At 69.1% G+C, this 12,183-nt stretch carries 12 protein-coding genes and 1 pseudogene; 10 read left to right on the top strand and 3 right to left on the bottom strand.

The features are described from left to right. Positions 1–62: 62 nt before the first annotated feature. A complete protein-coding gene (locus ACIKT0_RS06955; protein ID WP_407104636.1) occupies positions 63–668 on the bottom strand; it encodes an LOG family protein in 606 nt (201 codons plus the stop codon). A gap of 653 nt (positions 669–1,321) precedes the next feature. Here ACIKT0_RS06955 and ACIKT0_RS06950 point away from each other — a divergent pair. The 4 genes from ACIKT0_RS06950 to ACIKT0_RS06935 all read left to right on the top strand — a co-directional run bounded on the left by ACIKT0_RS06950 (position 1,322) and on the right by ACIKT0_RS06935 (position 5,890). After that, positions 1,322–2,221, top strand: a complete 900-nt coding sequence (locus tag ACIKT0_RS06950) for a LysM peptidoglycan-binding domain-containing protein (RefSeq protein ID WP_407104635.1) — start codon at positions 1,322–1,324, stop codon at positions 2,219–2,221. Positions 2,222–2,327: 106 nt separating this feature from the next. Continuing rightward, positions 2,328–4,301, top strand: coding sequence for an ABCB family ABC transporter ATP-binding protein/permease (locus ACIKT0_RS06945; protein ID WP_407104634.1), 1,974 nt, complete (start codon positions 2,328–2,330; stop codon positions 4,299–4,301). Between the two features lie 54 nt (positions 4,302–4,355). Next, entirely contained in the window at positions 4,356–5,063 is a 708-nt protein-coding gene (locus tag ACIKT0_RS06940) for a phosphatidylserine decarboxylase (protein WP_407104633.1), read from the top strand. 2 nt (positions 5,064–5,065) lie between these two features. Next, positions 5,066–5,890: a CDP-alcohol phosphatidyltransferase family protein gene (locus ACIKT0_RS06935; RefSeq protein WP_407104631.1), complete on the top strand. Its 825-nt coding sequence runs from the start codon at positions 5,066–5,068 to the stop codon at positions 5,888–5,890. Between the two features lie 7 nt (positions 5,891–5,897). On the opposite strand, the gene ACIKT0_RS06930 is transcribed toward ACIKT0_RS06935, so the two are convergent. Continuing rightward, positions 5,898–6,107, bottom strand: coding sequence for a hypothetical protein (locus ACIKT0_RS06930; protein WP_407104630.1), 210 nt, complete (start codon positions 6,105–6,107; stop codon positions 5,898–5,900). A gap of 247 nt (positions 6,108–6,354) precedes the next feature. On the opposite strand from ACIKT0_RS06930, the gene ACIKT0_RS06925 reads away from it, so the two are divergent. Both ACIKT0_RS06925 and ACIKT0_RS06920 read left to right on the top strand, forming a co-directional pair. Further along, complete coding sequence (locus ACIKT0_RS06925) at positions 6,355–7,593, top strand: lytic murein transglycosylase (protein WP_407104629.1); 1,239 nt, start codon at positions 6,355–6,357, stop codon at positions 7,591–7,593. A 123-nt stretch (positions 7,594–7,716) separates the two neighbouring features. Next, positions 7,717–8,697 (top strand): Bug family tripartite tricarboxylate transporter substrate binding protein, encoded by a 981-nt coding sequence (locus ACIKT0_RS06920; RefSeq protein WP_407104628.1) that lies wholly within the window; start codon positions 7,717–7,719, stop codon positions 8,695–8,697. A 61-nt stretch (positions 8,698–8,758) separates the two neighbouring features. Here ACIKT0_RS06920 and ACIKT0_RS06915 read toward each other — a convergent pair whose 3' ends face one another. After that, on the bottom strand, positions 8,759–9,148 hold the full coding sequence (locus tag ACIKT0_RS06915; protein ID WP_407104627.1) for a hypothetical protein: 390 nt from the start codon (positions 9,146–9,148) through the stop codon (positions 8,759–8,761). 152 nt (positions 9,149–9,300) lie between these two features. Here ACIKT0_RS06915 and cobG point away from each other — a divergent pair, with 152 nt between their 5' ends. The 4 genes and pseudogenes from cobG to ACIKT0_RS06895 form a co-directional block, all read left to right on the top strand. After that, positions 9,301–10,554, top strand: a complete 1,254-nt coding sequence (gene cobG / locus ACIKT0_RS06910) for a precorrin-3B synthase (RefSeq protein WP_407104626.1) — start codon at positions 9,301–9,303, stop codon at positions 10,552–10,554. Between the two features lie 75 nt (positions 10,555–10,629). Continuing rightward, entirely contained in the window at positions 10,630–11,253 is a 624-nt protein-coding gene (locus ACIKT0_RS06905) for a precorrin-8X methylmutase (RefSeq protein WP_407104625.1), read from the top strand. Then, positions 11,250–11,975, top strand: coding sequence for a precorrin-2 C(20)-methyltransferase (locus ACIKT0_RS06900; RefSeq protein ID WP_407104624.1), 726 nt, complete (start codon positions 11,250–11,252; stop codon positions 11,973–11,975). Before ACIKT0_RS06905 ends, ACIKT0_RS06900 begins: the two co-directional genes overlap by 4 nt. Further along, positions 11,972–12,183: pseudogene (locus ACIKT0_RS06895) on the top strand (precorrin-3B C(17)-methyltransferase); the annotation flags it as partial. The gene ACIKT0_RS06900 and the pseudogene ACIKT0_RS06895, both read left to right, overlap by 4 nt.

Genomic DNA, 12,183 nt, shown 5'->3' with positions numbered 1-12,183 from the left:
CTCTTCCGGCGCGCCGACCTGACAGAGGGGCGAGCCGTCGCACGCCGCCCTTCTGAACGCGCTCAGAGCTGTTCGAGGGTGGCCGTCGAGGCCTCGTCGTCCAGCGCGGCGAGCAGCGGCGCGGCGCCTTCGAGCGCCGGAAGGATGTCCTCCACGCGCTTGGCGACGAGATAGGGCAGGGCGAGCCCCTGCCGCAGGAAGCCGTGCTCGGTCATGTGGTCGAGCAGCGTGAGCAAGGGCGACCAGAAGCCGAACAGGTCGGCGATCAGGATCGGCTTGTCGTGTCGGCCGAGCTGCGCCCAGGTCAGTTGCTCGACGAGCTCCTCTAGCGTTCCGATCCCGCCCGGCAAGGCGACGAACGCGTCGGACCGTTCGAACATCAGCCGTTTGCGCTCGTGCATGTCGGCGGTGACGAGCAGTTCCTGCACGTCGCCGAGCATGACTTCACGCTCGACGAGGAACTGCGGGATGATTCCCGTGACCCGCCCGCCGGCGTCGAGCGCGGCCCGGGCGACGGCCCCCATGAGGCCGATGTTTCCGCCGCCATAGACGAGCCCCACGCCCGCCTCTGCGAGCGTCCTGCCAAGGTCTTCGGCCGCGGCCATGTAGTCGCGGCGCCCGCCGGGGCTGGAGCCGCAATAGACGCAGACATTCCTGATCTGATTCATTTGTCGAGCTGGCCCGGCCGGTACGCTAGCGGCCTAGGCGCGATCCTTTCAGCGTTTGCCATACAGATAGTGTGCAACGAACCCGGTTCCCTTGTAGGAGAGTCGAATTGAACCCTCTGTGACGGTGTGCTTCTGCCATGGCGATGGACCCTGCGGTCAGGAACGGCTTCGCGATCGGTTTCGCGGTCGTGGCCGGGCTCGTCGCCCTCTATGCATGGCGGGAAGGCGGACTGAGCCGCCTGGGCGCCGGTCCTGAAGGGCCGGGCGAACTGAGCGCGCCGCAGGCGTCCCGCGATGCGGCCCCCAAAGCCGCGGCGCAGCCTGAGGCCAGGTCAGAGCCGCCGGCTGATCGACAAGAAGCTCCGGCTGAAGCGACAGCCCCGGAACGATCCGCCGCTCCGACAACGCCGTCAGCGCCGGCTCCGGCTCAATCATCCGCCGGCGCCCCGGCAGGCGCGCCAGCGCCTGCGGCCCCGGCGCAGCGTGCGGCTGACCGAGGGCCAGCGACGTCCGGGACGTTCGATGTCGTGCGGGTCGAGCCCTCGGGCGATCTGGTGGTGGCCGGTCGATGCTCGGGGGCGTGTGACGTCGAGCTTCTGGCCAACGGACGGCCTCACGACGCCGCAAAGGCGGACTCCCAGGGGCAATGGGCCATGACGCCGCCGGCGCTCGCGCCGGGCGACTATCAACTGGCGCTGCGCACCCGAGGGGCGGACGGAAGCGAGCGGGTTTCCGAACAGACCGTCACCGTCTCCGTGCCCCAGCCGCCGTCGCGCGACGTGGTGGTCGTGCTCAACGATCCGAATGCGCCATCCCGGATTCTGCAGAAGCCGGCGCCTGCCGCTGCCGCCAGCGCAGAACCCGCGACCCACGGACCGCAGTCTTCGCCCGCCGCCGCGCCGTCGCGACTTTCGATCGGCGCGGTCGATGCGGAAAGCGGGCGGTTCTTCGTGCAGGGGGCCGCGCCTGAAGGCGCGAACCTGCGCATCTATCTGAATGACGCTCTGGTGGCGCAGGCCGTCTCGGGTAAAGACAGCCGCTGGTCGCTTCGGGTCGAGCGAGGCCTGAGCCCGGGCGATTACACGATCCGGGTGGACCGGGTCGAGGACGCTGCCGGGAAGGTCGCGGAGCGCGCGGAGGCGCGCTTCACCTACGAGGCTCAGTCGGCGGCCGCTGAGGAGAAGCCGCAGCCTGACCGCACGAGCGCGAGCGCCGCTCCGCAGCCTGCTGTGTCTGCGCCGTCGACCTCCGGGGAAGGGGACGGGCCCTCGGAGCCGAATCCCGCATCGCGTGCGGCCGGATCCAGCTCCGCGACGAGGAGCGAGCCGGTCGCGGCGGATGCCGCCAACCCGGTGATAGCCTCGCTGGAGACCGTCAAGGTCCGCCGCGGCGACAGCCTCTGGCGCATCTCGCGCACCGCCTATGGGCACGGGCGGCGCTATACTCTGATCTTCGAAGCGAACGACGGTCAGATCCGCAATCCTCACCTGATCTACCCGGACCAGGTTTTCGTCCTTCCCTCGGAGCCGTTCAGCCCATCCGCCGCCCGCTGATCGCCGCGACCTTGCCGCCGCGGCCGGCGCGCCTTACGTGCGGGGCGCTCATGACAACAGTTTCCAAGCAGTTCCGGCGTGGCGGCGCCCATCGCGGATCGTCGCCATGGTGAGGCGCCGGCGCGACGGCGGCCCGTCCGAGATGACCGCTGGCGGGTTCGCTTTCTTCCAGACGATGCGCCGCCTCCAGGCGTTCATCTGGCCGAGCGACAGGCCGGACCTGAAGCGGCGCATCGCGATCGCGATCGTGCTGCTGGTCCTGACCAAGCTCATCACCGTTCTGGTTCCCTACGGCTTCAAGTTCGCGACCGACGCGCTCACGCTGGCCGCGAAAGGCGAAGTCCCTCCGGCCGACGGCGGCTGGGAGAGCTTTGCGCTCGCGGCGCCCATCGCGATGGTCCTGGCCTACGGCCTCGGCCGCATCCTGATGGTGGCGCTGGCGCAGGCCCGCGACGGCATCACCGCGCCGGTCGTGATGCACGCCGTTCGCCGGCTGTCGCTGCTGGTGTTCCGCCACATGCACCGGCTGAGCTTGCGCTTCCATCTGGCGCGTCGCACCGGCGCGGTCAGCCGCGTCGTCGATCGCGGCCGGCTCGCGATCGAGACCCTGACCCGCACCGCGCTGCTCACCGTGGTCCCCACCATCCTGGAGTTCGCGCTGGTGCTGGGGGTGCTCGCCTGGCAGTTCCGCCCCGCCTATTCGGGCGTCGTGGCGGCGATGGTCGCGCTCTACCTGGTCTTCACCTACTTCGCGACGGAGCGGCGCATCGGGTTCCGCCGGGTCCTCAACGAGAACGACACGGACGCCAGCTCGAAAGCCATCGACAGCCTGCTCAACTACGAGACCGTCAAGTATTTCGGCAATGAGGCTCGCGAAGCGGATCGTTACGACCGCTCGATGGCCGGATACGAGAAGGCGGCGATCCGCACCTACACCTCGCTCGCCTGGCTGAACGCCGGGCAGGCGCTGATCTTCTCGGTCGGGTTGACCGTCTGCATGATCATGGCGGTCGGCGATATCCGGGCCGGCCGGAACACGATCGGCGATTTCGTGCTGATCAACGCTATGATGATCCAGCTCTACGTTCCCCTGAACTTCATGGGGTTCGTCTACCGCGAGATCAAACTCGCCGTCGCGGATCTGGAGGCCATGTTCCGGCTGCTGGAGCAGTCGCCCGAGATACAGGATCGTCCCGACGCCCGGGCGCTGGTGGTGACGGGCGGCACGATCCGCTTCGAGAACGTGCGCTTCGCCTACGATCCCGAACGCCAGATACTGAAGGACGTCAGCTTCGAGGCGCCAGCCGGCAAGACGGTCGCCATCGTCGGGCCGTCAGGGGCCGGCAAGTCGACGATCTCTCGACTGCTGTTCCGGTTCTACGATGTCCAGTCTGGCCGCATCACGATCGACGGCCAGGACATCCGCGCCGTCACGCAGACTTCCCTGCGCGACGCCATCGGCATGGTCCCGCAGGACACCGTGCTGTTCAACGACACCGTCCGCTACAACATCCGCTACGGCCGCTGGGACGCGACGGACGAGGAGGTCGAGCGCGCCGCCGAGCTCGCGCAAATCGACGGCTTCATCCGCCTGCTGCCGAAAGGCTACGAAACGGAAGTCGGCGAGCGGGGACTGAAGCTCTCCGGCGGCGAGAAGCAACGCGTCGCGATCGCGCGCACCATCCTCAAGGGGCCGCCGCTCCTGATTCTCGACGAGGCGACCTCCGCGCTCGACAGCGCGACCGAAAAGGACATCCAGGACGCGCTCGAGACGGTATCCCGCGGCCGCACCACAATTGTGATCGCCCACCGCCTGTCGACGATCGTCGCCGCCGATGAAATTCTCGTGCTCGACGCCGGCGAGATCGTCGAGCGCGGGTCGCATGCGGACCTGATGGGGCAGGGCGGTCTCTATGCGAGCCTCTGGAACCGCCAGCGCGAGGCGGATCAGGCGCGGGAGACCCTGGCCCGCATGGGAGAAGCGGCCATGATCGCTTCCGCGCATCCGGAAGGCGACGGCCTCGACGACGATCCCGAGCCGCCCGGCGAGGAGGACGAGCCGCGCGATGCGGCCGAATAGGGCGCTGGCTGGCTGGCTTGGTTCCGGCGCATCGATCGCGTAAGACCTGCCGCCATGGCCCTTGATGATGTCACCAAATCGATCCGCAGCGCGATGGTTCCTATCCATCGCGAGGGACGCCCGTTCATCGCGATCTTCGCGGTCGTCGCTTTCATCCTGTTTCTGATCTGGCAGCCGCTCGGCTGGATCGGCGTGGGGGCGACGATCTGGTGCGCTCTGTTCTTCCGCGATCCGAATCGCGTGACGCCGATCCGCGACGGCCTGGTGGTCAGCGGAGCGGACGGAACGGTCTGCGACGTGAAGCCCGCCGTTCCGCCTGCCGAGCTCGGACTGGGCTCCCAGCCTCTGCCACGGGTGGCGGTGTTCATGAACGTGTTCGACGTGCACGTGAACCGTGCGCCGATCGCCGGGCGCGTCACGCGGGTGGCCTACACGGCGGGCAAGTTCCTCAACGCCGACCTCGACAAGGCGAGCGAGGACAATGAACGCAATGGCCTCGTGATCGAGTCTCTGCGGGGGCGCATCGGCGTGGTGCAGATCGCCGGGCTGGTCGCCCGCCGCATCGTCTGCTTCGTCCGAGAGGAGGACGCGCTTGCGGCCGGCGAACGCTTCGGCCTGATCCGCTTCGGCAGCCGGGTCGACCACTACCTGCCGGCCGGCGCGACGCCGCTGGTCGGGGTCGGCCAGAAGACGATCGCCGGCGAGACGATCATCGCTGATCTCGCCGCTGCGCCCGAGATCCGGACCTTCGCGAAGGGCTGAGAATGGACCCCGCACCCGGCCAGGACGCTCAAGCTCCCGCCGCTCCGATCCAGAAGCGGCGCGGCCTGCGCAGCGTCCCACTGAGGCTGCTGATCCCCAACTTCGTGACCCTGCTTGCGCTATGCGCCGGGCTCACCGGCATCCGCATGGCGCTCGAGGGGCGGCTTGAGCTCGCGGTCTACCTCGTGGTGCTCGCGGCCGCTCTCGACGGGGTGGACGGGCGTTTGGCCCGTCTTCTGAAGGGCACCTCGCGCTTCGGCGCCGAACTCGACAGCCTCACCGACTTCGTGAATTTCGGCGTGGCGCCCGCGCTGATCCTCTATTTCTGGGGCCTGAACGGCCTCGGAAACATCGGATGGATCGGCTCGCTCGTGTTCGCGATCGCCGGCGCGCTGCGGCTGGCGCGTTTCAACGTCGCGCTCGACGATCCCATGAAGCCGGCATGGGCAGGGGCCTTCTTCACAGGCGTTCCGGCGCCGGCCGGCGCGATCTCGGCTCTGCTGCCGATCTATCTTGGGTTCCTCGGCTTTCCGAGGACGCCGCTCGGCGAGCCGGTGGTGCTCGCTTACGTCATCGGCATCGCCCTGCTGATGGTGAGCCCGTTCCCCACCTGGTCAGGCAAACAGCTTGGTTCGCGGATCAACAGGGCGTACGTCGCCCCGGCGCTGATCGCCGGCGCGTTGTTCGTCACCCTGCTGATCGGATATCCGTGGCTGGTGCTGTCCGCTCTGACGCTGGGTTACCTGGCCACGCTGCCGTTCGCCTTCATGCATCACCGCCGGCTTGTCGCGCAGGACAAGGCCGCCGCCGCCGAGGCGGCGCGCTGAGCGGCGGTCAGCCGCCGGCGAGCCCGCACGCTGCGACCCGCGCGCCGAGCGGCGCATCGGGATAGGCGCTGCGCAGGAGCCGCAACGCCTCGGACGGCGATTGCGGGCGGGTGCGGGCGAGAAAGGCGCGCATGTCGGCGACGGAATTGTCCGGCTCCGGCAAGCCCTGGGGCAGCTTGGTCGAAGGCTCACGGAACGCGGCGGCAGCGGACGGCATCGGCAGGGTCCTTGCAGCTTTGCGTGAAGAAGACGCTAGGCTGTCGTGGTTAATGAGAGATTAAGGCCAGATCGGCGATTCGGCAGCTGCTCAGATGAGTGGGTGACGAAAGCCGGCGCTTCTCCGGACACACCGAAGACGCGCTGTCAGAACGCAGCCGTCATCGGAACTGTTCCTCCCGCCACCGAGGAATGATCATGCAAACTCGAGCTCTCGGCGCCGCTGAAATTGGCAGCTCGCTTTGACGATGCTGTGGAGGTGGTTTTGGCTCGCGCTCGCCTGTGCGGGCCTCGCGTCCGCACAAGCCCACGCGGCGCCCCCGGATCGCGCCCAGGTCGAAGCGCAGTTTCAGTCATGGCTCAGCGCGACGGTGAAACCGGCTGCGCTGAAGGTCGGCGTATCGGCAAGCACGTTCGATCGGGCGGTCAGAGGCCTCACGCTGGATTGGAGTCTGCCCGACCTGGCGCCTCCCGGAACGCCGCCGCACAGCGCTCCTCAGCGGCAGCCTGAATTCGCCGATCCTGGTCGGTACGTGGCCGAGCCGAACTTCGCGGCGCTTTCGGCCGAAGGCCGCGCCGAGCTCAAGCGATGGAGCAAGACGCTCGACGCCGTCGAGCGCCGATTTGGCGTGCCCCGCGAGATCGTCGTGGCCATCTGGGCGCGGGAATCGCGGTTCGGACGCGCCAAGATCCCGAACGTCGCCATCCGCGCGCTCGCGACCGAGGCCTTCATGGGCGTCCGGAAGGAGCAGTTCTTTCCCGAACTGATCGCCGCACTGAAGATCGTCGAGGGGGATCACATCCCGCTCGAGGAGATGAAAAGCTCCTGGGCCGGCGCGATGGGGCAGCCTCAGTTTCTGCCGTCGAAATACCTCGACAACGCCGTCGACATGGATGGCGACGGAGCAAGGGACATCTGGAAGTCGGTTCCGGACAGCCTCGGGTCGATCGCGAGCTACCTCCGCCGCCACGGCTGGGCGCCGGGCCGGCCCTGGGGAGTGGAGGTCGACCTCCCGGACTCCGTGCCCTGCACCCTCGAGGGACCCGACCAGGGAAAGACGGTGGCGGAATGGACGAAGCTTGGGGTGCGCGCGAAGAACGGCGCGCTTCCGGGAGCCTCGGACGCAACGCTGCACCTGATGATGCCCGCCGGCCGCACGGGCCCGGCCTTCCTGGTCTCCAAGAACTTCTATGTCCTCAAGGAGTACAACGAATCCGACCTCTACGCGCTGTTCGTCGGCCACTTGGCGGATCGGCTGAAGGGCGGTGGTCCGATCCAGGGCAAGTGGACTACGCCCAAGGGAGTGGGACGCGCAGAAATCGCAGCGATGCAGCGGCGCCTGGAGGCGCGCGGGCATGATGTCGGGACGGCCGACGGGCTCATCGGTTTCAGGACCCGCGTGGCCGTCGGCCGCTCGCAGGCGGGCCAGGGCAGGGCGCCGACCTGCTTCCCCGACGCTGGCGACGTCAGGACGATCGGCCGTTAGCCTCTTCTTCGCGCGCAGCCCCGTCGACCGGCGGCGCGCGGCATGCCAGATTTTACGCTGGCGCCCGCCACCGGAAGCCGGAGATCGCCCGCAAAGGGCGGCGCGTGAGGGAGGAATGTTCCGATGATGAGAGTTATGACGCGCGCGTTGCGCGCGCTTGGGGCCGCCGCGCTGCTTGCCGGCGCGTCCCAGGCCTCCGCCGCCGACTTCCCGACACGGCCGGTCACCATGATCGTGCCCTTCGCTCCGGGCGGCTCGACGGACCTCGTGGCGCGCCTCGTCGCAGCCAAGATGGGCGAGACGCTGAAGCAGCAGGTCCTGGTCGAGAACCGCGGCGGCGCCGGCGGCAATCTTGGTGCGGCCGCCGTCGCGAAGGCGGATCCGGACGGCTACACGATCCTGATGGGGACGGTCGCGACCCACGCGCTCAACCCCGCGCTCTACAAGCGCATGCCCTATGACGCCGTGAAGGATTTCGCGCCGATCTCGCTGCTCGCCATCGTGCCGAACGTGCTCGTCGTCAATCCGAACTTCGCGGCGAAGTCGGTCCCCGAGTTGGTCGAGATGCTCAAGAAGGAGCCGGGCAAATACGCTTACGCGTCCTCCGGCAACGGTACTCCGCTGCATCTCTCGGGCGAACTGTTCAAGAAGATCGGCGGCGTGGACATGATCCACATTCCCTACAAGGGCGCTGGTCCGGCGCTGGTCGACGTGATCGCGGGCCAGGTGCCGATCATGTTCGACAATCTTCCGTCCTCGACGGAGCACATCAAGTCCGGCCGGCTGCGCGCGCTCGGCGTGACCACGGCGACCCGTGCGCCGTCGTTCCCTGACGTGCCCACGATCGCCGAGGGGGGCCTCACAGGCTACGACACCTACACGTGGAATGCTTTGTTTGCGCCGGCCGGCACGCCGAAGGAGGTCATCGACGCCCTCAACGCGGCCGCCAATCAGGCGGTGGCAGACCCGACCGTGAAGGCGAAGCTCGCCGACTTCAGCGCGACAGTGGTGGGCTCAACGCCCGAAGCGCTGGGCGAGCACGTCCAGAAGGAACTCGCGAAATGGGCTCCGATCGTCAAGGAGTCCGGCGCGCAGATCGACTGACGCAAGAAGGGCGGCGCCAGACGGCGCCGCCCTTCTTCGAGAACTCGCGTAAGCGGGCGGTTCAGAACCAGCCGCCGCGCCGGCGCTCGTACCAGCGCCGGTCGTCTTCCTGCATCGCGTAGCAGATGGCCGCGATCACGCCGACGCCAACCGCCAAGCCAAGCAGGGACATGCCGGGATTGTTGCGGACCGCGGTGCCGGCTCGCCGCCCATAGTAAAGAGCGCTGTCGCCCGCGGAATGGAGGGCGTCCATCCCCTCGTCATAGACGGTGCTCGCCGAGTCGCTGACGGAGCGCGCCATCGAACGAGCCCGGTTCCGGGCCGCACGCGCGCGCTCGGCGCTGAGCTCGCCCACGCGCTCGGCGAGGTCCGAAACCGTCGCCCTCAGCTCGGACAGCTGAGAGCTGGCGTCGTGGCTCATCGCGCTCGGGCTCATCTTTCTGTCCACCATGATCGATCCTCGCAAAGGTTCGTGGCGGAAAACCCGCCGATTGGCTGTACAACGTGCCCGTGAAGAGGGGGTTCCGCGGCGCCGCACATTCGCTGCTCACGAAGGATCAAGCCGGCGCTTGCTTCGGCGCGTGGAAGCCGCGAGGAAGAACGATGGCCGATTGTCCGGGCGTGCTTCACCTCGCAGCGATGGCTGACGGCGCGCTCGCGCGGATCCGGGCGCCCGGCGGGCGGCTCAGCGCGGCCCAGGCCCGGGCGACGGCGCGAGCCGCCGCGACGCTCGGATCCGGGGTCATCGATCTCACAAGCCGCGCCAATCTCCAGATCCGCGGGATGTCCGAAGGAGCCGGCTCGGCTCTCGCGGCAAGGCTCTCCGCCGCAGGTCTGTTCGTGGAGGGTCCTGCCGATCGGCGGCGCAACATCCTCCTCGATCCCTTCTCGGGTCTTGATCCCGAGGAGATTCGCGATCTGAGGCCGCTCGCGGCGGCGCTCGACGAAGGGCTCAGGGCCGCGCCCTGGGTCGGCGCGCTCTCGCCCAAGTTTTCGTTCGTTCTGGATGGCGGCGGCCGGTCAGCAGTCGCAGCGATCCGTTCGGATGTATCCTGCCGCACGACGGCACAGGGCACGATGATCATCGGCTCAGGGCACGTCCTCGTCGAGGCGGCGGACGATCGGTCTTGCGTCGCCGCCCTGCTGGCGATCGCGCAGGCCGCCGCCGCAGCCGGGCCGCAAACGCGGGCGCGCGACCTTGATCCGGCGGATTTGACGTCCGCGTTGCAGGCCGTCTCCGGCCTTCGGCAGGCGACGGAAGCCGGGATCGCGCGGGAGCTCACGCCCCGGTTCGGTCTGGTCTCTCAGCGCGGCTCGGCCCGCGTCGCGCTCAGCCTCCCGGTCCCGGTCGGCAGACTGGACGCGACCATGCTCGAGTGGCTCGCCGACGTGGCGGAGAGGGACGGGGAGGGCTGGATGGCGCTCGCGCCATGGTCCGCGGTCGTCGTGTGGGGCATGTCCACTGCCGAGGCCGACGCGACGCTCGCTCAATCCGTCGGCCACGGCTTCACGCCGCTCGGCGTCGCAGAGCGTTTGACGGTCGTCGCCTGCGCCGGCTCGAGCGGTTGCGTCCGGGCGCAAGAGCCGGCCAAGGAGCTCGGCCGCGAGGTCCTGGAACTGGCGGCGGCGGAACCGTGGCGGCTGCCGCCGGCTCCCGTCCGGGTGCATCTTTCCGGCTGCCGAAGAGGCTGCGCAGGCGCAGCGACGGCCGATCTGCTCCTGCTGGGGGCTGACGACGCGCCGGGCTGGAGCGCGCATCGCGCCGGATCTCCCCGCGCGCCGGGAGACTCCATCGGCCGCCGCGGCGCAATGACCGCGCCGGAGCTCATCGACCTCCTCGCGCACAGAGTGCGCTAGGCCGTTCGCCAAGGAATGCCTTGCCATGCGGCGGGCGCCCCGTCACAAGGCTGTCGCGAAATTGAAGCGGGCGCGATGGACTACATCAGAGACGGGGCCGAGATCTATCGCCGCTCGTTCGCGACGATCCGGGCGGAGAGCGACCTCTCCGGCCTCCCGGAGGACGTCGCAGGCGTCGTGGCCCGCATGATCCATGCCTGCGGCATGACGGACCTGCCGGCCGACATTCGCTTCGACCCGACCGTCGTCGACGCCGCGCGCGGGGCTCTTCGACGCGGCGCGCCGATCCTCTGCGACGCCAAGATGGTGGCATCCGGCGTCACCCGTGCGCGGCTGCCGGCGGACAATAAGGTCATCTGTCTCCTCGACGATCCTGCGACTCCGCGCATTGCCGCGGAGCTGGGCACGACACGGTCCGCCGCGGCCGTCGAGCTCTGGCGCGACCGGATCGAGGGCGCAGTCGTCGCCATCGGCAACGCGCCCACGACGCTGTTCCACCTGCTTGGCCGGCTCGACGACGGCTGGCCAAGGCCCGCGGCGATCGTCGGGTTGCCGGTCGGCTTCATCGGGGCGGCGGAGTCGAAGGACGAGCTGGCGCGGAACCCGCGCGGCGCGCCGTTCATCACGCTGCTCGGCCGGCGCGGCGGCAGCGCGATGACCGTCGCCGCCCTCAACGCGCTGGCGGATCCCCGCGAATGACGCCCGGCAGGCTTTCCGGCGTCGGCGTCGGCCCCGGCGATCCCGAGCTGCTGACTCTCAAGGCGCTTCGCCTGATCCAGGAAGCGGACGTCGTCGCGTACCCCGTGGCGAAGCGCGGCGACGGCGTCGCTCTGTCTGCGGCGCGTCCGCATCTGCGGCCGGATCAGCAGCTCCTGCCTCTCGTCTACCCGATAACGGCGAGCCCCGAGGCGGACCTGCCCTCCTACCCGGAGGTCATGCGTGCGTTCTATGACCGCAGCGCGGAAGAGATCGCCTCGCTGCTGGACGCCGGCCGCAACGTCTGCGTGCTCTGTGAAGGCGACCCGTTCTTCTATGGCTCCTTCATCTACTGGCACGCGCGGCTGAACGAGCGTTATGAGACCACCGTCACGCCCGGCGTGTCCTCCGTCATGGCCGGCCCGGTCGCGCTCGGTCGGCCTCTTTGCCTGCGAAAGGACACCGTCACGGTCATTCCGGGCACGCTGCCTCCCGAAGAGCTCACCCGGCGGCTCGCGGCGGCCGACGCCGCCGTCGTGATGAAGCTCGGACGCACCTTCGGGAAGGTTCGCGCGGCCCTCGAGGCGGCCGGGGCCCTCGATCGCGCCTTCTATGTCGAGCGCGCCAGCCAGGCAGGGGAGCGCACGATGCGCGCGGCGGAAGTCGATCCGGCCTCCGTGCCATACTTCTCCATCGTCGTCGTGCCGAGCCGCGAAACGCCGTGAGCCGTCCCGCGATCATCGTGTTCAATGTGTCCGGGGTCGCGACGGCGCGGCGCGTGGCCGGCGCTGTTTCCGGCGAAACCTTCGGCCTCGCCGGCCGCGTCGGCGAGCTTGACCGCACATTCGAGGACTCCGGCGCGCTCGTCGCGGAGCTCTTCCGGGCGGGCCGGCCCATCGTGGGCGTCTGCGCCGCCGGCATCCTGGTGCGGCT

The organism is Hansschlegelia beijingensis (genome assembly GCF_045505405.1).
Taxonomy (GTDB): Bacteria; Pseudomonadota; Alphaproteobacteria; order Rhizobiales; family Methylopilaceae; genus Methylopila; species Methylopila beijingensis_A.
The sequence above is the reverse complement of the archived record's forward strand: the minus strand, read 5'-3'. Positions and strand labels throughout refer to the sequence as shown.

What these genes read in the sequence shown, in the direction of transcription:
- ACIKT0_RS06955 (WP_407104636.1), bottom strand. Translation starts at nt 668, where the DNA reads ATGAATCAGATCAGGAATGTCTGCGTCTATTGCGGCTCCAGCCCCGGC.
- ACIKT0_RS06950 (WP_407104635.1), top strand. Translation starts at nt 1,322, where the DNA reads ATGACGCCGCCGGCGCTCGCGCCGGGCGACTATCAACTGGCGCTGCGC.
- ACIKT0_RS06945 (WP_407104634.1), top strand. Translation starts at nt 2,328, where the DNA reads ATGGTGAGGCGCCGGCGCGACGGCGGCCCGTCCGAGATGACCGCTGGC.
- ACIKT0_RS06940 (WP_407104633.1), top strand. Translation starts at nt 4,356, where the DNA reads ATGGCCCTTGATGATGTCACCAAATCGATCCGCAGCGCGATGGTTCCT.
- ACIKT0_RS06935 (WP_407104631.1), top strand. Translation starts at nt 5,066, where the DNA reads ATGGACCCCGCACCCGGCCAGGACGCTCAAGCTCCCGCCGCTCCGATC.
- ACIKT0_RS06930 (WP_407104630.1), bottom strand. Translation starts at nt 6,107, where the DNA reads ATGCCGTCCGCTGCCGCCGCGTTCCGTGAGCCTTCGACCAAGCTGCCC.
- ACIKT0_RS06925 (WP_407104629.1), top strand. Translation starts at nt 6,355, where the DNA reads ATGCTGTGGAGGTGGTTTTGGCTCGCGCTCGCCTGTGCGGGCCTCGCG.
- ACIKT0_RS06920 (WP_407104628.1), top strand. Translation starts at nt 7,717, where the DNA reads ATGATGAGAGTTATGACGCGCGCGTTGCGCGCGCTTGGGGCCGCCGCG.
- ACIKT0_RS06915 (WP_407104627.1), bottom strand. Translation starts at nt 9,148, where the DNA reads ATGGTGGACAGAAAGATGAGCCCGAGCGCGATGAGCCACGACGCCAGC.
- cobG (WP_407104626.1), top strand. Translation starts at nt 9,301, where the DNA reads ATGGCCGATTGTCCGGGCGTGCTTCACCTCGCAGCGATGGCTGACGGC.
- ACIKT0_RS06905 (WP_407104625.1), top strand. Translation starts at nt 10,630, where the DNA reads ATGGACTACATCAGAGACGGGGCCGAGATCTATCGCCGCTCGTTCGCG.
- ACIKT0_RS06900 (WP_407104624.1), top strand. Translation starts at nt 11,250, where the DNA reads ATGACGCCCGGCAGGCTTTCCGGCGTCGGCGTCGGCCCCGGCGATCCC.